At 61.0% G+C, this 20,078-nt stretch carries 16 protein-coding genes; 6 read left to right on the top strand and 10 right to left on the bottom strand.

All coding sequences use genetic code 11. The annotated features are described in order from the left end of the window. The first annotated feature begins 98 nt into the window (after positions 1 to 98). The 3 genes from rpiA (at position 99) to B7449_RS11980 (ending at position 3,235) form a co-directional block, all read left to right on the top strand. Complete coding sequence (rpiA, locus tag B7449_RS11990; RefSeq protein WP_039735732.1) at positions 99 to 803, top strand: ribose-5-phosphate isomerase RpiA; 705 nt, start codon at positions 99 to 101, stop codon at positions 801 to 803. 37 nt (positions 804 to 840) lie between these two features. Further along, positions 841 to 2,319 carry a xylulokinase gene (gene xylB / locus B7449_RS11985; RefSeq protein WP_039735726.1) on the top strand — a complete coding sequence of 493 codons (1,479 nt, stop codon included), beginning with the start codon at positions 841 to 843 and terminating at the stop codon, positions 2,317 to 2,319. A gap of 157 nt (positions 2,320 to 2,476) precedes the next feature. Further along, on the top strand, positions 2,477 to 3,235 hold the full coding sequence (locus B7449_RS11980; RefSeq protein ID WP_082084842.1) for an SDR family NAD(P)-dependent oxidoreductase: 759 nt from the start codon (positions 2,477 to 2,479) through the stop codon (positions 3,233 to 3,235). A gap of 241 nt (positions 3,236 to 3,476) precedes the next feature. Here the strand turns inward: B7449_RS11980 and B7449_RS11975 are convergent, their stop codons facing one another. Further along, positions 3,477 to 4,382 (bottom strand): LysR family transcriptional regulator, encoded by a 906-nt coding sequence (locus B7449_RS11975; protein ID WP_039735724.1) that lies wholly within the window; start codon positions 4,380 to 4,382, stop codon positions 3,477 to 3,479. A 200-nt stretch (positions 4,383 to 4,582) separates the two neighbouring features. Here B7449_RS11975 and B7449_RS11970 point away from each other — a divergent pair, with 200 nt between their 5' ends. Together B7449_RS11970 and B7449_RS11965 are read left to right on the top strand one after the other, a co-directional pair. Continuing rightward, complete coding sequence (locus B7449_RS11970) at positions 4,583 to 5,587, top strand: ABC transporter substrate-binding protein (RefSeq protein ID WP_039735723.1); 1,005 nt, start codon at positions 4,583 to 4,585, stop codon at positions 5,585 to 5,587. Continuing rightward, the gene (locus B7449_RS11965) at positions 5,584 to 6,948 is read left to right on the top strand and encodes an amidohydrolase family protein (protein ID WP_039735721.1); all 1,365 of its coding nucleotides are present in this window, start codon (positions 5,584 to 5,586) and stop codon (positions 6,946 to 6,948) included. The genes B7449_RS11970 and B7449_RS11965 overlap by 4 nt, the downstream gene beginning before the upstream one ends. 117 nt (positions 6,949 to 7,065) lie before the next feature. Here the strand turns inward: B7449_RS11965 and B7449_RS11960 are convergent, their stop codons facing one another. The 6 genes from B7449_RS11960 to B7449_RS11935 all read right to left on the bottom strand — a co-directional run bounded on the left by B7449_RS11960 (position 7,066) and on the right by B7449_RS11935 (position 14,376). Then, entirely contained in the window at positions 7,066 to 8,400 is a 1,335-nt protein-coding gene (locus tag B7449_RS11960; RefSeq protein WP_039735720.1) for an MFS transporter, read from the bottom strand. A 29-nt stretch (positions 8,401 to 8,429) separates the two neighbouring features. Continuing rightward, positions 8,430 to 10,097: a GMC oxidoreductase gene (locus tag B7449_RS11955; protein WP_039735719.1), complete on the bottom strand. Its 1,668-nt coding sequence runs from the start codon at positions 10,095 to 10,097 to the stop codon at positions 8,430 to 8,432. Between the two features lie 45 nt (positions 10,098 to 10,142). Next, the gene (locus tag B7449_RS11950; protein ID WP_039735717.1) at positions 10,143 to 11,240 is read right to left on the bottom strand and encodes a Gfo/Idh/MocA family protein; all 1,098 of its coding nucleotides are present in this window, start codon (positions 11,238 to 11,240) and stop codon (positions 10,143 to 10,145) included. Positions 11,241 to 11,256: 16 nt separating this feature from the next. Next, the gene (locus tag B7449_RS11945; protein WP_039735716.1) at positions 11,257 to 12,300 is read right to left on the bottom strand and encodes a sugar phosphate isomerase/epimerase family protein; all 1,044 of its coding nucleotides are present in this window, start codon (positions 12,298 to 12,300) and stop codon (positions 11,257 to 11,259) included. Continuing rightward, positions 12,297 to 13,238, bottom strand: coding sequence for a sugar phosphate isomerase/epimerase family protein (locus tag B7449_RS11940; protein WP_039735714.1), 942 nt, complete (start codon positions 13,236 to 13,238; stop codon positions 12,297 to 12,299). Before B7449_RS11940 ends, B7449_RS11945 begins: the two co-directional genes overlap by 4 nt. Positions 13,239 to 13,362: 124 nt before the next feature. After that, on the bottom strand, positions 13,363 to 14,376 hold the full coding sequence (locus B7449_RS11935) for a LacI family DNA-binding transcriptional regulator (protein ID WP_039735713.1): 1,014 nt from the start codon (positions 14,374 to 14,376) through the stop codon (positions 13,363 to 13,365). A gap of 617 nt (positions 14,377 to 14,993) precedes the next feature. Between B7449_RS11935 and B7449_RS11930 the strand changes: the two genes are divergently transcribed. After that, complete coding sequence (locus B7449_RS11930; protein ID WP_244465759.1) at positions 14,994 to 17,312, top strand: TonB-dependent receptor; 2,319 nt, start codon at positions 14,994 to 14,996, stop codon at positions 17,310 to 17,312. A 154-nt stretch (positions 17,313 to 17,466) separates the two neighbouring features. On the opposite strand, the gene B7449_RS11925 is transcribed toward B7449_RS11930, so the two are convergent. The 3 genes from B7449_RS11925 to B7449_RS11915 form a co-directional block, all read right to left on the bottom strand. Next, complete coding sequence (locus B7449_RS11925; protein WP_048883645.1) at positions 17,467 to 18,030, bottom strand: hypothetical protein; 564 nt, start codon at positions 18,028 to 18,030, stop codon at positions 17,467 to 17,469. Next, on the bottom strand, positions 18,027 to 19,226 hold the full coding sequence (locus B7449_RS11920; RefSeq protein WP_039735712.1) for a DUF3500 domain-containing protein: 1,200 nt from the start codon (positions 19,224 to 19,226) through the stop codon (positions 18,027 to 18,029). Before B7449_RS11920 ends, B7449_RS11925 begins: the two co-directional genes overlap by 4 nt. 145 nt (positions 19,227 to 19,371) lie before the next feature. Continuing rightward, complete coding sequence (locus B7449_RS11915) at positions 19,372 to 20,040, bottom strand: LysR family transcriptional regulator substrate-binding protein (protein ID WP_235721210.1); 669 nt, start codon at positions 20,038 to 20,040, stop codon at positions 19,372 to 19,374. Between the last annotated feature and the right edge of the window lie 38 nt (positions 20,041 to 20,078).

Below are 20,078 nucleotides of genomic sequence, written 5' to 3'. Positions count from 1 at the left end.
ACGACAGAAGGCGAACTCATCTGGCTTATGGACAGGGCGGCGGCGGGACAATGACCGCCGTGGAGACAGCCAGCCAGATGGACAGCAGGAGTCCGGACATGACACTCCAGATCAGTGACCCGCGGGAAGAACAGAAACGTCTTGCCGCGATAGAAGCCGCATCCATGGTCAGGGACGGGATGGTGGTGGGCCTGGGGTCTGGCACCACATCGGCTTACATGATTGACGAACTGGGCCGCCGCTGGGCGGAGGGGCTGCGTTTTTCCGCCATTCCCACATCCGAACGCTCGGCTGAACAGGCGCGCTCGCATGGCATAAAGCTGGTGACATTCGCCAGCCATCCGCAGATCGACCTTGATATTGACGGAGCGGACGAGGTGGAAATGGGCACGCTCAACCTGATCAAGGGGCGGGGCGGAGCGCTGTTCCGTGAAAAGATCGTGGCCGCGGCCTCACGCCGCTTCGTGGTGGTGGTGGATGAAAGCAAGCTGGTGCGGCGGCTGGGCCACCACATGCCCGTTCCGGTGGAGGTCACGACATTCGGCTGGGAACTGACAGCCACCCGGCTGCGGGATCTGGGCGCACGTCCCACCCTGCGGCTGGACCAGCACGGCACGCCCTTCTGCACCGATGGGGGCAATCTGATCCTGGACTGCAATTTTGGGGAAATCGCGGATTCCGTGGCGCTGGCACGCAAAATCCGCGCCATTGTGGGCGTGATCGAAAGCGGCCTGTTCATTGGCCGCACATCAGAAGTCATCGTGGCGGGGCAGGACGGCCTGAAACACCTTATGGCCGGATAACCGCGCGCCTGTCGCGCGTGGTGGCGGGGAAAGCATCATGTTTGTCGGGATTGATCTGGGCACGTCAGCCCTCAAGGCCGTGCTGGTGGATGACGCGCAGCAGGTGGTGGCGACATCCACCCGGCCATTGCGCATCAGTACGCCCCATCCGGGATGGAGCGAACAGGCGCCGCAGGACTGGTGGGCTGCGCTGATACAGGCGATGGATGCGCTGGCGGCGGACCATCGGGGGGAAATGGCCGCCGTGACCGGCATTGGCCTGTCCGGACAGCAGCATGGCGCGGTGTTGCTGGATGCGCATGGTGCGGTGCTCAGGCCATGCATATTATGGAATGACGAGCGCGCGGCACGGGAATGCGTGGAATTCGAACGCAGGTTTCCCCGTAGCCGACAGGTCTGCGGCACCATTGCCATGCCCGGCTTCACCGCCCCCAAACTGATATGGGTTGCACGGCACGAGCCGGACATCTTTCGCGCAACCCGCCACGTGCTGCTGCCCAAGGCATGGCTGCGCTATCGGCTGTGTGGCGAGATGATCGAGGATATGTCCGATGCCTCCGGCTCGTTATGGCTGGATGTGGGACAACGCAGATGGTGTCCCGACGCTCTTGCCGCAACCGGGCTTTCGCCTGCGGCCATGCCCGCGCTGGTGGACGGCACGCAGCGGGCGGGCATGCTGCATCAGGATCTGGTGGGGCGCTGGGGTATGACGGCGCGCCCGGTCATTGCAGGCAGCGCGGGCGACAATGCGGCGGGCGCGGTCGGTCTGGGGGCGGTCCGTCCCGGTTCATCCTTCCTGTCACTTGGCACATCGGGCGTGGTCTGGGTCACCACGGACCGCTTCCGGCCGCATCCGGATGGTGGCGTGCATGCTTTCTGCCATACCGTGCCACGCACATGGCACCAGATGGGGGTGACGCTTTCTGCTGCGTCCTCGCTGGCGTGGTGGGCGCGGATGGCGGGCCTGCCGGTGGCCGATCTGCTGGCGGAATTGCCGCCGCGTGTGGACCGGCCATCGCCCGTGATGTTCCTGCCCTACCTGTCCGGCGACCGTACGCCGCATGACGATCCTGACATACGCGGGGCATTTGCTGGCCTGTCGCATGATACCACGCGGGCAGACATGACGCAGGCGGTGCTGGAAGGGGTGGCATTTTCGTTCCGTGATGTTGTGGACGTAATGGCGCAGGCAGGTTCCGACATCACGCAGGCTGATGTCATCGGTGGTGGCTCGCGCAGCCTCCTGTGGGTGTCCATCCTGTCCACCATTACGGGCCTGTCGCTGAACCGCCTGGCGCATGGCGCGGTGGATGGCGCGTTCGGGGCCGCCCGCCTGGCACGGATTGCCGTGACCGGGGAGAGTGTAGACACGGTCTGCCTGCCACCGCAGCGCGAGGCAACCATCCATCCCGATCCCGCGCTGGTGGAGGGGTATCGTACCCGTCTGGCCTGCTATCGTGCCCTGTATCCGGCCATCCGTCGGGCTTTTGCACGACCGCCGTCCGATCACGGGTAGTGTGGCCGGGTATTGCGACCTGTGTCCGTGGGCAACCGGGATACGGCGTGCAGACCCCGCCATTTTTGCCCGCAGGGAACAGTATTCATCCCGGTTTAGACATGATCGGGATAGCGGGTATAGTGGTCCACATGTAACACAGGCGCAGGAGACCAGCATGATGTCGGATATACGGACGCCGCCCGACAATACCCTTGCAAACCGGGTTGCGATCGTAACGGGCGCTTCACGTGGGATCGGTCGGGCTGTTGCGCTGGCCCTTGCACGGGCTGGTGTGCATGTAGCCGTCAACTATCACACGAACGAAGCGGCCGCCCGTGATGTCTGCAGGCAGATCGAGACCACAGCTGCGCGCGCAATAGCCATTCGTGCGGATGTGGGGAATGAAAATGATGTGTCCGACCTCGTGCGCAGGACGACCGATGCCCTCGGCCCTGTTGCGATCCTGATCAATAATGCCGGGATTTCCCGCAAGGTGCCGCTGGACCGGACTGGCCTGCAGGACTGGAACGATCTGCTGCGTACCAATCTTACGTCAGCATTCCTGATGACACAGGCCGTCCTTTCCCCCATGCGTCAGGCCCGGTGGGGGCGGATCATCAACATGTCATCCATTGCCGCGCAGACCGGGGGCGTGATTGGCCCCCATTATGCCGCCTCCAAGGCTGGAATGCTGGGGCTGACGCATTCCTATGCAAAACTTCTGGCGCATGACGGTATTACGGTCAATGCGATTGCGCCCGCATTGATTGAAAGCGACATGATCGCCCATAATCCAGCCATCCGCCCTGACATGATCCCGATTGGCAGATTTGGTACGGCAGATGAAGTTGCGGACCTGACAGTCGCCACGATACGCAATGGTTATGTCACGGGACAGACGATCAACCTGAATGGTGGCTGGTACATGAGTTGAACCGGGCAGACGGTCCTTGTGGCGGGATGTCTGACAACCGACCATATGTTGGCACGTATCGGATATCCGCAGACACCCCTGGGCTTGTCTGAAAAAAGCTGGCACCAGAAACTTCCTTATGACTGCCTGATGTTTCCGGCCTGGCTTTTCAGGCAGCCGTTTTACGGGTCCAGCCCGTGCACCGACTGTCGTTATCCGTGCGTCTTGCCAGCAAGATGACGACACGGCATCGGAGGAAGCATTACCGTATATGCAGGACGTCATCTATGACGGTGCGGAAACGTTCAAGCAGTATGGCGCTGAGTGCGTTCCGGCTGTCGTGTGGTGTAATAATGGACAGGGATTGGGACTGTATGTCGACTTCCTTCAGCGGAACATAGACCAGATCGCCCGTCCTGGTTTCCGCAATTACATCGAGTGATGTCAGGAACGTCATTGCATGGCCGGTTGCGACAATCCTGCGCATCGTTTCGACCGAATTGGTTTCGATGACCGGATCGAGTTCCACGCCAGTCCGCGCCGCCAGTATATCCAGATGGGGCCGGATGGACATGGCGGAATCGCCAATGATCATGGGAAATGCCAGGCAGTCCATGAAACTGACCGATTTCCTTTGCGCCAGTGCATGTCCCGGGCTGACCACAACCCCAAGCTGGCACGTCCATGTATGGAAGACATTGACATTCGGATCTGGTGAAAAGTCGAACCCGATCCCGACATCGACCTCGCCGGACACGACATCCCGGACAATTTCATTCTGGGGTATGATCCGGATATGCAGGCGGATACCACTGCAGCTTTCCCGCAGGTCCGAAATGACAATGGGCAGGATGGTGGTGGCGGGACCATTCATGATTCCGATCATGATGTCGCCACGCCGCAGCCCCTTGATATCGTCAATAAGCTTTTGCGTCTGTTCCATGTCCCGCAGCGTGCGCCGCACATGCTGCAACAGCACCTCGCCCGCAGGCGTCAGGACCAGTTTACGGGGCAGGCGGTGAAAGACTGGCGTCCCCAGCCGGGCTTCAAGCGCCAGCACCTGCCTGTTGATGGCTGAAGACGCCGTATGCAGTTTTTCCCCTGCCTTGCGCATGGACCCGTACCGGGCGATCGCGTCGAGGTAGTGAAGCAGTCGTGCATGCAGCATCCAGAAACCTCCACCCGCCTGCCAGGGCCGGATTATGACGCAACACGCTGCTGGCTGGGCAGATGTATGCGTGCGGTGCGCGTGCCGCCAAACAGAAACTCCGCACGCAAAAAGGCAGCGCTTGACGCGAAAATAGATGCTTCAGAAGTATCCGTCCACGGTCTTACACTGCCGTTTCGCGATAACAGGGAAACGTGCCCATGATACATCGGAGCATCCGCCGCAGGACTGTCCTGCAGGCCCTTGCCGGCGGCGTAACCGGGCTGTCCATGCCATCAATCCGCCGCGCACGGGCGGCTACCCCCATAAGGCTTGTCACCTCCTGGTATGCCCAGGCCGAATTCGGCGGCTTTTATGAAGCCCTGGCAAAAGGATATTACGCTGCCGAAGGACTGGATGTACGGATCGAGGCCGCCAGCCCCCAGATGAACGTACCCCAGCTTCTGCTGGCCGGTCAGGCCGATTTCATTACCGGGTATGATTTCCAGATCCTGTCGGCGGTCGCTTCCGGCATTCCGCTGGTTGCGGTTGCCAGCACGTTCCAGCATGACCAGCAGGGACTCATGACGCATGATGACATTACGTCACTGGACCAGTTGCGCGGACACCCCATCCTGATCGCCAGCAGTTCCCATGTGACGTTCTGGCCATGGCTTAAGGAAAAATATGGTTTTGATGACGCGCAGGCCGCCCGGTACACGTTTAACCTGCAGCCCTTTTTCGCGAATCCGGCCGCAGCCGTGCAGGCCTATGCCTCGTCCGAAGTATGGGATGCGCAGCGCAATAACGTGCCCGTAAGGTTTTTTCCGTTTGCCGGTCTTGGATACCCGCCCTACGGCGCGCCCATCGTCACGACACGGCAGAAAAGTGCCGGGCAGGAGGATACTGTCCGGGGGTTCATCAGGGCCTCGCTCATGGGATGGCGCGATTACATGGACGATCCCGCACCGGGCAATGACCTTATCCTCAAGGCCAACACCCGCATGACACCGGACCATCTCGCCTTTGGCATTGCAACGCTGAAGAAGGCCGGTGCGCTTCTCTCCCCCGATACGGCTACGCGGGGTATTGGCACCATGACGACCGAACGCTGGAAGGCGACGCGCGACTTCATGGTGGCACACAAACTGCTGGCGGAAACCGCCGACTGGCAGTCGGCTTTCACGACATCATATGTCGATACGCTTCGGATTATGCCCTCATGAACATGCTGATTCACAACGCGACCGGTATTCTGACAGGACTGCGGGGGGATGCCGCGCGCAGCACAGGCAGCATACGGATACGCAATGGCCGGATTGCGGAAATGGGGAACCTGTCGCCCTTACCGGATGAGACCCTGCTGGATGCACGGGGCGGCGTCATTACCCCCGGGCTGGTCAGCACGCATCATCACCTGTTCCAGACAATGCTGAAAGCGGTCCCCACGGCAATCAACAAACCACTCGAACCCTGGCTGCGGCTGGTGCCCAATACCTACTGGAACAGGATGGACGAACGGGCACTGGGTGTCGCAGCCCGGGTTGGCATGGTGGAACTGCTGTTGTCGGGATGCACGACCGTCGCCGACCATCATTATCTCTTTTCCGAATTATACCCTTACAGCCCGGCGGATGTCCTGTTTGATACGGCGCGGAATCTGGGGCTGCGCTACGTCCTTGCGCGTGGCGGGACGACGCGGGCAAGGAAGTTCGACACGGATGACATCATTCCCGCGCCAATCGAGCCGCTGGATGTCATGCTCAGGCGTGTTGATGACCTGGTGCGGCGCTACCATGATCCCGGCCCCACATCCACGACACGGATCGTACTGGCCCCCAATACGCCAACATGGGGCGCCACGCCCACCGAACTGCGTGAAATGGCCGCGGCCGCGCGCGGCATGGGTATTTTCCTGCATTCCCACCTGTCCGAAACGACAAACTATGTGAAATTCTGCCTTGAAACCTATGGCATGCGGCCACTGCAGTTTGTCGCTGAACATGACTGGGTCGGACCTGACGTATGGTTCGCCCATCTGGTCCATATGGATAAGAGCGAGATTTCGCTCATGGCGCAAACCGGCACGGGCATGGCCCACTGTCCGCAGAGCAACTGTCGCCTGGGGTCCGGGATTGCGCCAGCACCCGCGCTGGACGCATGTGGGGGGCGGGTGTCCCTGGCCGTGGATGGGGCCGCATCGAACGAAGCCTGTGACATGGGTGCCGAAATGCACTGCGCGTGGATGATCCATCGTGCCGTGCAGGGCGCTGACGCCGTAACGGCGGAAGATGTCATACGCTGGTCCACGTCATCAGGCGCGTCGATACTGGGGTATCCGGAACTGGGCAGCGTGGAAGTCGGCAGGATTGCCGATCTGGTCGTCCACCGCCTTGATTCCCCACGGCATGCGGGGCTGCATGATCCGCTGATCGCGCCGGTCGTGTCGGGGGCCGCCAGTGTCCGCCATGTCCTGGTTGGTGGCAGGCCGGTTGTCGTGGATGGCGCCATTCCCGGACTGGACCTTGAACGGCTGCTTGAGGACGCCAGAACCGTTGTCGGCTGCCTGGATACCACAGGCGCCTGAAGGGAGGGGCGGATGCCACCCCGCTCCGTATGCCGTGTTCAGGCAATGGTCATCCGGCCGGTCTGTCGTGTCTTCCGGGTTCCTGTTTTCTATGATCGGGATGGCTGGCGCCGGCCGTCATGGATTCAGTTCGGTGACCGGTGATGCGACACCACGTGGCCACATGGCCAGAAGGACAAGCTGCAGCGCCGCCGCACCAAGTGGAAGCCAGACAAAGCCTGCCATGATCCAGTGCTTCAGGGCAGGGGAGAAGGTATGGACATCACCCGCATAATGACCATGCGCAAGGAAGGTGGCGAGCACGAACCCCGTTACCCCCATGGACAGTTTTGTGACCAGCGTATTGATTGAATAGGCCATGCCCGCCGTATTGACGGGCGACGCCATCCTGCCGACGTCTATGCCATGTGCCAGAAGCACATAATACAGCGGGGATGTGATGCCCTGCGCCAGTGTCAGTATGGCGAAAGCCGCAAAGGAAAACGGGACACAGCCCCCTGCCAGCACCAGCAGCAGATATGCCATGACCTGAACGCCCCCGCACACGGCGGCGCTTCCGATCACGCCCAGACGATGCACGATATGGGGACATATGATGGCGCCGGCAAATCCCATTATGGTGGCGGTGGTCAGCAGGACGCCGCCCATTTCGTCCGTTCCCCCCAGAATGATGCGGGCATAGTACAGGGCAAAACCATAAAGCGCGGCCAGCCCGGCAAACTGCAGGAACACCAGACCATTGCACAGCCACCAGCACCGGTTCTGCGCCAGCGTGCGCAGCAGGACCACAGGGGAATGGCGGGCAGGTGGGGGTGGATAACGTGTAATGCAGACCCGCCCGACATATCGCCACAGAATGGTCGCGGCAGTCGCAAGGCACAACGCATACAGCGCCATGCCATGCTGGCGCTGCACCATGCTGCTTCCACCACCAAGCCACGTGATGGCCGGGATCGTGAACAGCGATACAATGAACTGTCCTCCCTGACAGCCCATCATCCTGAAGGCGTTCAGGCCAACCCGGTCATGCGCCTGTCGGGTGATCATCGTGCCCAGCGCGCCATAGGGCGTATTGATGCAGGAATAGATGGCGCCCAGCGCGATATATGTCAGCAGCGCCCACAGTATTTTCCCATTCGGGGACAGTGGCAGGGAGACGAAGCACACGCACCCGGCCACTCCGAACGGCAGTGCCAGCGACCGGATCAGGCGCGGGACAATCTGTCCGCCCTGGCGATCGATGACATACCCGATGGCGGGATCACAGAAGGCGTCAAACACCCGCGCCACCAGCAGGATCCACCCAACGGCGACAACGGACAGCCCATATATGTCCGTGTAGTAGAACATGAGGTACGATGACGTCATGCCCCACATCAGGTTGGAAGACAGGTCGCCACATCCATAAGCGACCTTTTCACGCAGGGAGACTTCACTGGTTATGGATGACATGACTGGTCTCCCGGCTGAGGAATGAACGGTTACAGGCGACCGGCCCGAAGTTCTTCGGCCAGATGGTGGCAGGCCCGCATGCTGATCGCCATGACGGTCAGTGTCGTGCCCAGCGCGCCACCGGTGGGAAAGCTGGACGCATCCGTGATAAACAGGTTGGGCACGTCCCATGACTGGCAGAAGGGATTGAGCACGGATGTCGCGGGATCATTCCCCATCCGCGCCCCGCCACTTTCATGAATGGCGGCCCCCATGGTCATGCTTTTTGGAAACATCTTGCGTATGAACCAGCGTATGGGAAAAGGCTTGTCAGGATAAAGTCCCGCGTCACCTTCGCCCAGGCCAAGGGGAGAAGCCCAGAAGTCAACATGACCGCCGCGCGTCTCGATCATGTCCGCGCAATCGCGGATCTGCTTGCGCAGCATGGCGCGTTCATTGGCATGGGGCACGCAGCGGATATGGGGCAGGGGCACACCCCACCTGTCACGTCGGCGCGGGTCCAGGGTAATGGCGTTGGTGCGGTACGGCAGCATTTCCCCGAAACCCATGATCGTAACCGGCACGTCAGCCCCCCGCGGCGATGCATGGCGGCCTATGGCCCCCTGGAACGTATAACCACGCGTGAAGGCGGGATCATGTGCCCCGCAGGCGTTTTCGTAACGGGGAATGTACAGGCCGCCCGTGGTGCCAAACAGTGTATGGACGGGCAGGGGCGCATCCTCGCCTTCCCGGCTGCTGGCGGGCCAGCGGCCAAACATAAGGCTCGGGCACTGGTCCATGAAGTAATGACCCAGCGTGCCCGAACTGTTGCCCAGACCGTCGGGATGCAGACGACTGCGGGAGTTCAGCAGCAGGCGGACACTTTCTATGGGCGAGGCACAGACAACCACCGCTTTTGCGTGGGAGACGCACACTTTTCCCGTCTGGCGCTCAACATAGCATACGCCGGTTGCGCGTCCCGATGCGGGGTCGGTCAAGACCTCACGCGCCACGGCATCCGGGCGTATCGTCAGCCTGCCTGTTGCCATCGCCGCCTTGAGGGAACTGGGCATCGGGCCGCCGTTATGCGGATTGAACCGCCAGGGCACCACATGCCGGTTCGGCCAGCGTGCCTCCACCGCGTTGCGGAAGCTGCGTTCTTCCGGTGTCAGCGGGGTGGGCTGGGCCATGACGCCATCAGGCGCGGTTTCTATGCCGTCGCGGGTACCATGGATGCCAAGGAACGTTTCCACCCGGTCATACCACGGCGCAAGATCGGCATAGGACAGGGGCCAGTCCACGCCCCCGTCCCCCCTGTCCGCGCCCTTGAAGTCGTAATCGGACCATCGGAACAGCACCCGCCCGAACGCATGCAGCCGACCACCCGCCTGTCGCCCCCGTATCCACAGGAAAGGGGCATCCTTCGGTGTGGTGTAGCCATGCTGCCGGTCGTTGACGAAAAGATGCTTCAGCGTCTCGCTGAAGAACGCCACGCGGGACTGGATGTGCTGGCCCGACAGCGTGGCCCTGATACGGGGAAAAAGCTGTACGTTGTCGCCGCTGCTTTTGTTCGCGGGCGGTTTGATGTCGCTGTCCGAAAGTGTGCGCCCGGCTTCGATCACCAGCACGGACAGCCCCTGTTCCGTCAGTTCCTTTGCCGCAAAACCGCCGGCGGCGCCAGATCCCACGACAATGACATCATATCCTGTTCCGGTCATATTCCGTTCCTGATGGTACAAAAAAAATAAGTCGTGGTCGTGGGGCTATGCCCGCACGGAAATCCATGCGCCGTATTGTGCGCCCGACGTCAGTGCGGCTTCGATAAACTCCTGCCCCCGCACCCCATCCGCCAGACGGGGCAGCAGCGGGGCATCATGACCGTCCAGCAGGCACGCCGTATCGGCATACAGCCGGGCGAAGGCTTCCAGATAGCCTTCGGGATGGCCGCGCGGCAGGAGGGCAGCGGTCCCGACCGCGCTCCCGCCACGCGCGACATGGATCGTGCGGCCATCCGCCGTGGATACGATCAGGGTGTCCGGCTGTTCCTGATTCCATTCCAGTCCGGCTTTTTCCCCAAACAGGCGCAGCCGCAGCGCATTGCCACACCCGGTTGCGACCTGACTGACCCACAGGCTGCCAACCGCATTGTCGGAAAAGCGGAGCTGTATCTGTGCATCATCCGGCACGGCGTGACGGGGAACAAGGCGCGATACCCGGGCCGAGAGCACCTCGCACCGCAGGCCGGATACGAACTCCGCCAGATGGAAGGCATGTGTCCCGATATCGCCCAGACAGCCGCCCGCCCCCCCGGTCCGCGGGTCAAGCCGCCAGCCGCCGTCGCTATCGGCATCACCCAGCCAGTCCTGCAGGTATTCAACCTGAATATTCCTGATCGTGCCAAGCAGGCCATCCTGTACCAGCCGACGTGCCTCACGCACCATGGCGTAACCGCTATAGGTATAGGCCACGACCATATCGTGGCCTTTCGTGATGAAACGTTCGGTAAAATGCCGGGCCTGGTCCAGTGTCAGCGCAAGCGGCTTTTCGCACAGTACCGGGATGCCTGCGTCCAGAAAGGCCGTGGCGACAGGCAGGTGCATGTCGTTGGGGGTCACGATGATGGCAAGGGCGATGCCGTCCGGTCGGGCGGCTTCGGCGCGCGCCATCTGTGTCCAGTCGGTATACGTGCGCGCCGGATCCAGCCCCAGCGCCTGCCCTGCCTTCTGTGCCGTGCCTGCATGCCGCGACAGGCACCCCGCGACCAGAGAGAAGCGTCCGGTCAGGGCCAGCGCGCGACGGTGCACGTCCCCCATGAAGGAGCCGGGCGCACCGCCGATCATGCCGACGGGCCATATGTTCATGTCGTTCTCCTGAAACCTACAGGCCAAGGCAGCGCCGCCGTTCGTCATCCGACAGCGGGCTTGCGGCAAAGTCGTCAAAGGACTGCGTGGTCATTTCGATCATGTGGCGCTGTATGAAGGGCGCGCCTTCACGCGCGCCCTGTGCCGCGGTCTTGAGACAGCATTCCCATTCCAGGACTGCCCAGCCGTCATATCCATATTGTGTCAGGCGGGAAAAAATGCCGCCGAAGTCGATCTGTCCGTCACCGGGGGAACGGAACCGTCCCGCCCTGTCGCGCCAGTCGGCAAAGCCGCCATACACGCCCTGCCTGCCGGTTGGGTGGAACTCGGCGTCCTTTACATGAAATGCGCCAATCCTGTCATGGTAAAGGTCAATGAAGGCAAGGTAATCCATCTGCTGAAGCAGCATATGGCTGGGATCGTACAGGATCGCGCAACGCGGGGCGTTGTCCAGCAGGGAAGCAAAGCGTTCGAAGCTGGTGCCGTCATGCAGGTCCTCGCCGGGGTGCAGTTCAAAGCACAGGTCGACACCGGCTTCATCAAATGCATCCACGATCGGCCGCCAGCGTGCCGCCAGCGTGGAAAAGGCAAGGTCGATCAGGCCCCCATCACGTGGAGGCCACGGGTAAAGATACGGCCATGCCAGCGCGCCGGAAAAGGTGGCATGCGCCTTCAGCCCCAGCCGTGCCGAAGCCCGCGCGGCAAGTCCCAGCTGGGAAATGGCCCACTGCGTACGCGCCGTGGGGTTACCCTGTACGGATGGGGGGGCAAAGCGGTCGAACTGCATGTCATAGGCCGGATGGACCGCGACGCATTGGCCCTGGATATGGGTGGACAGTTCCGAGATGACGAGACCATGTTCCGCCAGCATGCCCCGTATCCCGTCGCAGTAATCCTGACTGGACGCTGCCTGTTCAAGGTCGAGGATATGGTCGAGATGCGTGGGAAGCTGGAGCGCCCTGTATCCAAGCCCGGCCGCCCACCGCGCCAGACCGGGCAGGGTGTTGAAAGGGGCCTCGGGCCCGATGAACTGGGCGGCAAAGATGCCGGGGCCCTTCATGGTGCACGGTCCCCGACCAGATGGTTGATGAACGTGATGCCCCGCTGCAGCGCCGGTACCGGCCGGGGGCAGGAATCAAGTTCCATAATGGGGCCGCACCTCAGCGGCGCGCGTGCAAGCAGGGCCGCCAGCTGGGCAAAATTGGCCTGCCCGTTGCCCAGTTCACAGAAATAGGCCCGGTGCCGGGTATGGATGTCCTGTCCGATCGGGGTATCGACCGGCATGGCGCGGGTTGCGTCCTTCCAGTGCATCGCTACCACGCGCGCGACATGCCGGGTCAGCACATCCGTCGGGTTGCCCCCTTCAAGGATGATGTGCGCAGGGTCGGGGCACAGCGACACATAACGCGGATCGGTCAGCAGCATGAACAGGTCCACATCGCGCGGGGCGCAGGCGACGGTGTGGGCTTCCGTATGGATTGCCAGCGTAATGCCATGGCGGGCGGCTGCGAACCCCATGCGGTTAAGCAGGCTGGCGATGGGGGTGGCAAAGGCAAGGTCCACGAATGTGGGCGGATCAGACAGGAAAGTGGCACGGCAGGGCAGTCCCGCAACCAGCACCTTGCCCCCCATTGCCACAAGGAAGCGCGCCGCCGCATCGACCTGTGCCAGAATCTGCGGTTCGGCGCTGGCGTATTCATGAACGGGAATACGGTCCAGGGCCGGGAAAAAGTTCGACCAGATTTCCAGGTTGCGGGTTTTCAGTTCATGGGCCAGGCCCGCTTCGGACCCGAACGCCGCCACGGCGCCAGCCTGATCAAATGGCGGGAAAGTTAGTTCAAGGCCCGTGATGCCTGCGTCGTGCAGGCTGTCGAGTATCCGGGTCCAGAATGCGCGGCCATCCGCCGCGGCGACAGTGGCGACCTCCGGTTCCGTGCTGACACCCCAGAACGCAGGGTTGTAGAAAGTAATCAGATCTGTTCCGATTTTCACCTGCATGTGCTCCCTTATCAAGACAACATGCGGCGGAGGTATGTATTAAACGAAATGAAACTGCCGCAGATATGGTCTCAGAACCTACATACAGGAATGCAATGGAAATGCAAACGCTTGCCGAAACGATTCAGGTCGATTGCCGTATGACAAAGGTTGGCGCAAGGGCGACGAGGCGGGGGCTCGTGATCCGGCCATTGCGGATGTCGGCCAGTACCTGCACCGCGACGCGGCCGATTTCCAGCATGGGCTGGATCACGGTGGTCAGGGCCGGGCTGGTAAAGGCGGTGTAATCCATGCCGTCATAGCCTGCGATGGCGACATCGTCCGGCACGCGCAGGCCGCTTTCCAGAATCGTGTGCAGGAAGCCCAGCGCCTGCGCGTCGCTGCAGCAGATCACGGCAGTGGGGCGGTTTTTCAGGGCAAGGAAGGTCTGTGCCGCCTTTGCGCCGGACGGCATGTCGAACGGGCCGCCTTCCAGCCGGATCAGTTTCTGCCCCAGTCCCAGCATGGACAGCCGGTTTTTGACGGCATTGTAGCGGATATGTTCATGCCCGATTCCCTGTGGCCCGGAAACGAAGGCGAAATGGCGGTGCCCACGTTCGACCAGATGGTCGACGATCGCGACGTACCCATCCACTTCCTGCGTCATGACGCTGGCCAGTCCGGCAGATGTCAGGTCCTTGAAGATACTGACGACCGGCAGCATGCCCCGGTCGGAGGGCCTGCCCACGGGCGGCTCCCACTGCTCGCTTGCCACCAGTAATACGCTGTCCGCCACGCCTGCCTGCAGGTAGCGCATCACGTCGCTGGCTGAAATGGACTGGCCCAGATACTGCCGCAGCATGACATTCAGGCCCAGCGCCTTCGCTTCCTCGCACACGCCCAGCAGGGTCTGGGTAAAGACCGGCGAAATCGCCTGTCCCGAGAAGCTGGAGGCGAGGACGAGGATGGTATCCGATGTGCCGCGGCTCAGGTTCCGGGCGGCAACATTTGTTTCGTAACCCAGTTGGGCGGCGACCTTTTCGACCAGTCGCCGTGTCTCGTTACTCACCCGGTCTGGCCGGGAGAGGGCGCGGCTGATGGTGGAAATATTCAGACCGGTCTGTTCCGCCAGGTCGGCCAGGGTTACGCGCTTGGTCACCTGTCTGGTGTCTCCTCGTTTTTTTCCGCCGTCCACGCACGTGGTGTGTCGTTTCTGGTGCTGGTCGGGTCCACGCCCGATGTCCTGCAATCCCAGGATATTGTGTCGATGTGCGCAGGTCGAGTGCCTGAATGCGGATGTTGCGTCGGTGTGCGGCAAATCAGGGGTGGTTTTTGATCTCCCGGCGTCCTCCCGGTTGTCGGAAGGGGACGGGGAGGGAGCATCCGTTCCGGTAGGCGCGTCGGGACTGTCATCAATCTGCAACACCTGCGCTGGAAATATCGGTTCGGGAGGCAATGGACGAATGCGTCTGTGGGTCGGGAAACTGCGAATGCCAACGTTTGCCATATGTTAACGTAACGCAATGATAAGCGGTTGTTTTTGGTCTGGGTCGTGGCCACACCAGAGGACCTTTCATGCAATAAAAAGTCCTGTTTTTACCCGTTTTCAGCAGAATGAACGGCACATTTATTGTTTCTGATGGCCAACAACAGGATGGACTCGGTATTCCGAATCATGGCAAGCGTTTCCCATTCATGTTGTCTTGCCCTGACTGTGCTGCCTGTCGGGTAAAGCATGTGATCGTTTACGGGGGATCCGATATGGTTGCAGGTGCGATGCTTCACGGCAAACGCTGGTTATTAACAACATTTCTTCTCGGTACCACCGGGTTCGTTACTGTTTCACACGCACAGGCAGCCAGTAGTGCAAACGGGACCACCAGAACCCGTCACGCGGCCTCCGCCACATCCCATGCGGCGCCATCGGGCAAGGCGGCACAGGGTACGAATGCGGTGCAGGCCACGTCGGCCCCGGAAATCCTGCAGGTCAGTTCCGGTCGGTCAGGCGGCGGCGGCATGATGCGGCAGGAAAGGGCCCCGCACAGTATCCAGACCGTGACACGGCAGTTCATGGATATGCGCAGCCCGGCCGGAACGGCGCTGGACATGGTCAAGAATCTGCCAAGCCTGAACGTATCGACGCAGGATACTTCGGGCATGACGGGCGGTTCGATTGAAAGCCGCAGCCTGAACGACGGGGATATGGCGCTGCTGGTCGATGGCGCGGTCGTGACCTCCGGCACCGAATACCTTCAGGAAGACATTGATACGGAAAACATGGACCGTATCGAAGTCACGCCAGGAACATCCGCCATTGACCAGCCCGTTACGTCGGCAGCGCTGGGGGTCATGAATGTCGTGACGCATACACCCAGCCACAAATTCGGCGGGCTGACGGATTTTTCATATGGCACCAATGATATGTCCCGGCAGTTTATCCGGCTGGAAAGCGGTGATATTGGCAGGACCGGCCTGCGCTCGTTCTTTTCGTTTTCGCATACCCATGCCGATAACTGGATCGGTGCGGGCGCATCGGACAAGAAGCATATCGACTTTGGCATGCAGAAGGATATCGGGACGGATTCTTACATAAAGTTCTTCCTGTCGTGGAATCAGGAACGGTACGGAATCTACAACTATCCTACGGCCGAGCAGTTTTATGCCAAGAAGCACGGAACGGGCACGTGGGGCGCCAGCAGTGATCCGAACAGCCCGAACTTCTGGGGCAATCATCAGGAAGGGCCGTGGAATGAACTGTTCATGACCCTGCCCGTGCACCTGCGTCTGACAAACCGGCTGCACTTTGACCTGGTGCCCTATTTTGCCTACGGGCGTGGATGGAGTTCATCTGTCAGCGGTGAAGCCGGGTCCGGACTGACCTATGCCAATGGCAATGCGGTGTCGCCCTCGCAGCTTTCGGTCAATTACTATGACCAGCGTACGCCCACCACCGGGGCGACGATCAAGCTGACCTACGATATTTCACGTCATAACCAGATGACGTTCGGATACTGGTATGGCTATACGCAAAGCCGACAGTGGGGCCCGAACAGTGCGGTGAACCAGAACGGTTTCTCCAATAATCCCGATGACCTGTCGACTGCCTACTTCCAGAACGGTCAGCGTGATTATTCATCCAACCAGCAGACAGGCGACCAGATCCACGCGCTGTTCATTCAGGATACGGCAAAATACTTTCAGGACCGACTGGTCGTGTCCGCCGGTTTCAAATTCGCCATGATGAACTACTGGTTCGACAATTACCTGACGCACCAGACCATGGGGTCGAATTCCGTCGTGCCCCTGCCACGTTTTTCAACGTCATACACCTTTAACCGCCATCACCAGATTTACGTCAATGCGCAGGGGGATTTCCGCGCGCCTGATCCCAGTAACCTGACGGAAAACACGTCGCTCCCCCGTAATCAGTACACGATCAAGGAAGAACTGGGGTACCGTTACAATAACCGCTACATCATCTTTGACCTGTCGCTATTCAACTACGCGATTACAAACCGTCTTCTGAGTGTCTATAACGCGAACAATTCGTACAGCACCGTCAATGCGGGCAACCAGACGGCGCGTGGTTTCGACATCATGCTGTCCACGCATCCGTTCCATCATTTCAGCCCCTATGTTTCGTTTGAATACCTCAATGCGCGTCAGGATTCGAATGTCCAGTATGGTAATTCCTACCTGCCGACCAGGGGCAGGGAGGCGATCATGGCGCCGCATGTCATGGCCAATTTCGGTCTGACTTACGACAACAGGCATTTCTTTGCCAATGCCACCGTGCATTATACCGGCCCGCAGTCCGTAACACTGGTTGGGGATGAAAGGATCCCGGGCTATGTCACGGATACCATCTCGCTGGGCTATCGGTTCTCGCCCTTCCTGGTGGCGAAATCTCCCACGTTCCGGCTGAACTTTACGAATCTGACCGGTTCCATGGTCCGTACGGGCACGACTGGCGTGGCAGATAACTATCATGCCGTGACACTGCTGAACGGGCAGAGCATTGCAGGTTCGACAGGGGCGCAGTTTTATGTTGAACCACGATTCAGCATGACAGGAACCATCTCCACTGCATTCTGATTATCCATACAGATGATCAGGCAGGCCGCATGCAGGGTTTCCATGAACCCCGGCGCGGCCTGTTTTTCTGGACGGCCGGTGGCCGTCGTCTTCGGGGCAGGGTGCGGTCTCCGCCGTAAAAAGCAGGTGCCCGCAGATATACTTTATCAACGTATTATTTTGAATCAGTCGGTGGCGGCGTTACGGTGAAGTCCAGTTCGTAGGATGCCTGACTGGCCGTGCGCTGCTGGCGCTGTACATGTATGGTCGGATCACGGGGCAGCAGGGCGTTGACCAGATACACAGTGTCCGGAGCCGTGCCCAGATTTGTGTAAGCCAGCCTATGGGCGCCGGGTGTCAGGGTGAGCGTTGCGCCAGCGCGTAGCCGGATGGTTCCATTTCCCGCCCGCATGGCTGCAACAGGCGGAAACGCAGTGGCGACGGATGCCAGTGGAAGGGGTGTGCCATCAAGCGAAAGCGACAGCCCCTGTGCAACATGCGTGGCATAGGCCTGCCGTTCCTGTGGTGACAGGACGCCATCCCCATTGCGGTCAATTGCGCGAATGACACCGGGGGCGACATCGACGCCGGGTGTCAGGTCCACCGTAATGGCCACATGCTGCCGCGTGACATCAATCACTGTGGCCTGCAGGTATTCATCCAGCCGGTGCGCGTGGGCCGGAGTATTGGCGACCAGCAGCGCGGCGGCCGCAGGAAGCAGGGGTCTGCCATATTTCATGGCATGGTGTACCGGCTGCCATAACTGTCGGTAGGATCACGGTAGACGGTATGGACATGCATGGTCGGGTCGTCGCCTACGCCCTGCGGTGAAAATTCGATCAGCAGCCGTGGCCCCTGAATACGGTAATAGGATGCGCCATTATGTCCCGGCGCATGGGTGGTGGGACCGCTCCATGCAAACCATGTGCTGTCCAGGTCGGTCCTGATTTCCTTCAGGCGCGGGGCGGCATAGGCATCGTTTATGATCCCGGCCCATTCCCCGATGACATCCATCAACAGGTCTTTCTGCGTTGCCGTCAGGGCGGATCCCTTTATGCCTTCGGGAATGAGGGTTTCGCCATCATGTCCCGGTCCCTGCACCAGATCCTCGACCCGGTAAGGCAGGATGGCCTGTCTGCGCTGGTCTGCATCAAGGCTGTCAAGCAGGGCGAAGGCACGGTCGTTTTCGCCCGCCAGAACGCGCACCGTCCTGCCGTCTGCCTGGTACATCGCAGGCTGTGCCCCGGTCAGGGTAGGGGTCATGACGCCGTGCGTGCCATCGATAACGATATTGAGCCCCAGATGATGGCCACCGAACTGCACCATCCACGGCTTCGTATCCTCCGGTTCACCAAAAACCGCCATGGTATAGACGGCCCGCCCTGACGCGAACGGCGTGCCACTGTCAGCCAGCGCCTGATCGCCCCCCATGATGTCCATGACCTTCTGGTACCCTTTCGCACTGAGGAGCGTCTGCAGCAGGTGCAGCGCGGCAGCACGCTGGCCGGCGGTCATCTGGCCAAGTTGCAGGCCCGGGCGTGGTACGTCGCTGACCGGAAAATTGGACCAGACCGACGTGCCATAGCGTTCGCCAATGAACCCGCCGGGTGGTCCCATGCCCGGTCCGCGTGCCGCGGGGGCCGCGGCCTGCGCATCCGTAACCGGCTGGACAGGCTGGTCCGGGGCGCTGCGCCGGAAACGGGCCAGCGTGCCTGTTTTCTGTATCACAAATGGAAACTGCACTTTTGCCCGGCTGGCGGAATCAAAGGTGGCTAGAAAGGACCGGGCGGCAGTCGTGGCCGCCCGTGTCTGACCGGCCGGGCTGTCTGCCTGCACGGTGGCGGACGGTGTGGCGGCCCAGGCGGGAATGGTATCAGCCATGACAGGCATCGTGCACAGGATTGCCCCGGCCGCCACCAAAGAAATCTTTCGCATCCGTTCCCTGCTCTGTTTCACCGGGGGATCCCCATTTTCATGGACACTGCATGATGCCCGGTACGGGATCGAGGGGGCGGGCGGCGCGCCCGCGGTGCAACCTGGCGTCATGCACTGGCAGGCTGCGCGGGAACAGTCTTTGGGTTCAGACAACGTGCCGGGACATGATATCTTCAACACTGGTCTCGACCAGATGGGTAATGCGTGAAAGCTGACGCGTGCGGTCATGCACCAGCGCCAGCGTCAGATGCGGCACGTTGGCCCCCACCAGTGGCACGAAGGCCAGATCCCCCCGCATCACTTCGGACATCACGTCCAGATAGCTTAAAAAACAGATGCCGATGCCCGTCATGGCGAGTGAGATGATCATCTGCACATTATTCGCCCGGGCCGCGATGCTGGGGATAATGCGCCCCCTTTCCAGCAGGCGTTCGAATACGGATGACAGCGCCAGCGGCTGTTCGGGGACAACCATGGGGTAGTCGGCGCATTGCGCCAGCCGGACCGCGGCGTGCCGCGCCAGCGCATGGTCGGGCCGGCAGACAAAGCCCAGCGGAAAGGACATGCGGCGGATCACCACAAGGTCGCGCATCTCCTCAGGGTCCAGCACGAGGGCAAGGTCCCCTTCGCCCGACAGCAGGGTCCGGTGGATCTGCCTGTTGTCACGGATGTTCACGTTCAGCACGACACCGGGATGGCTGTCCTTCATGCGGCTGACCAGTTCGGGCAGGAAGGCGCGCGACAGGGCTTCTGGCGCAAGCAGGTCGACCTGCCCCCGGCGTATGCCCTTCAGGTCGTCAATCTGGCGGTTCAAGATGGGGTGGACGGCCTCCATGCGGCATCAATGTGCCA

The sequence above is a fragment of the Komagataeibacter intermedius TF2 genome (assembly GCF_000964425.1).
In the GTDB taxonomy this organism is placed as follows: domain Bacteria; phylum Pseudomonadota; class Alphaproteobacteria; order Acetobacterales; family Acetobacteraceae; genus Komagataeibacter; species Komagataeibacter intermedius.
Note: the sequence above shows the minus strand (reverse complement) of the source record. Positions and strands in the feature narration are given on the sequence as shown.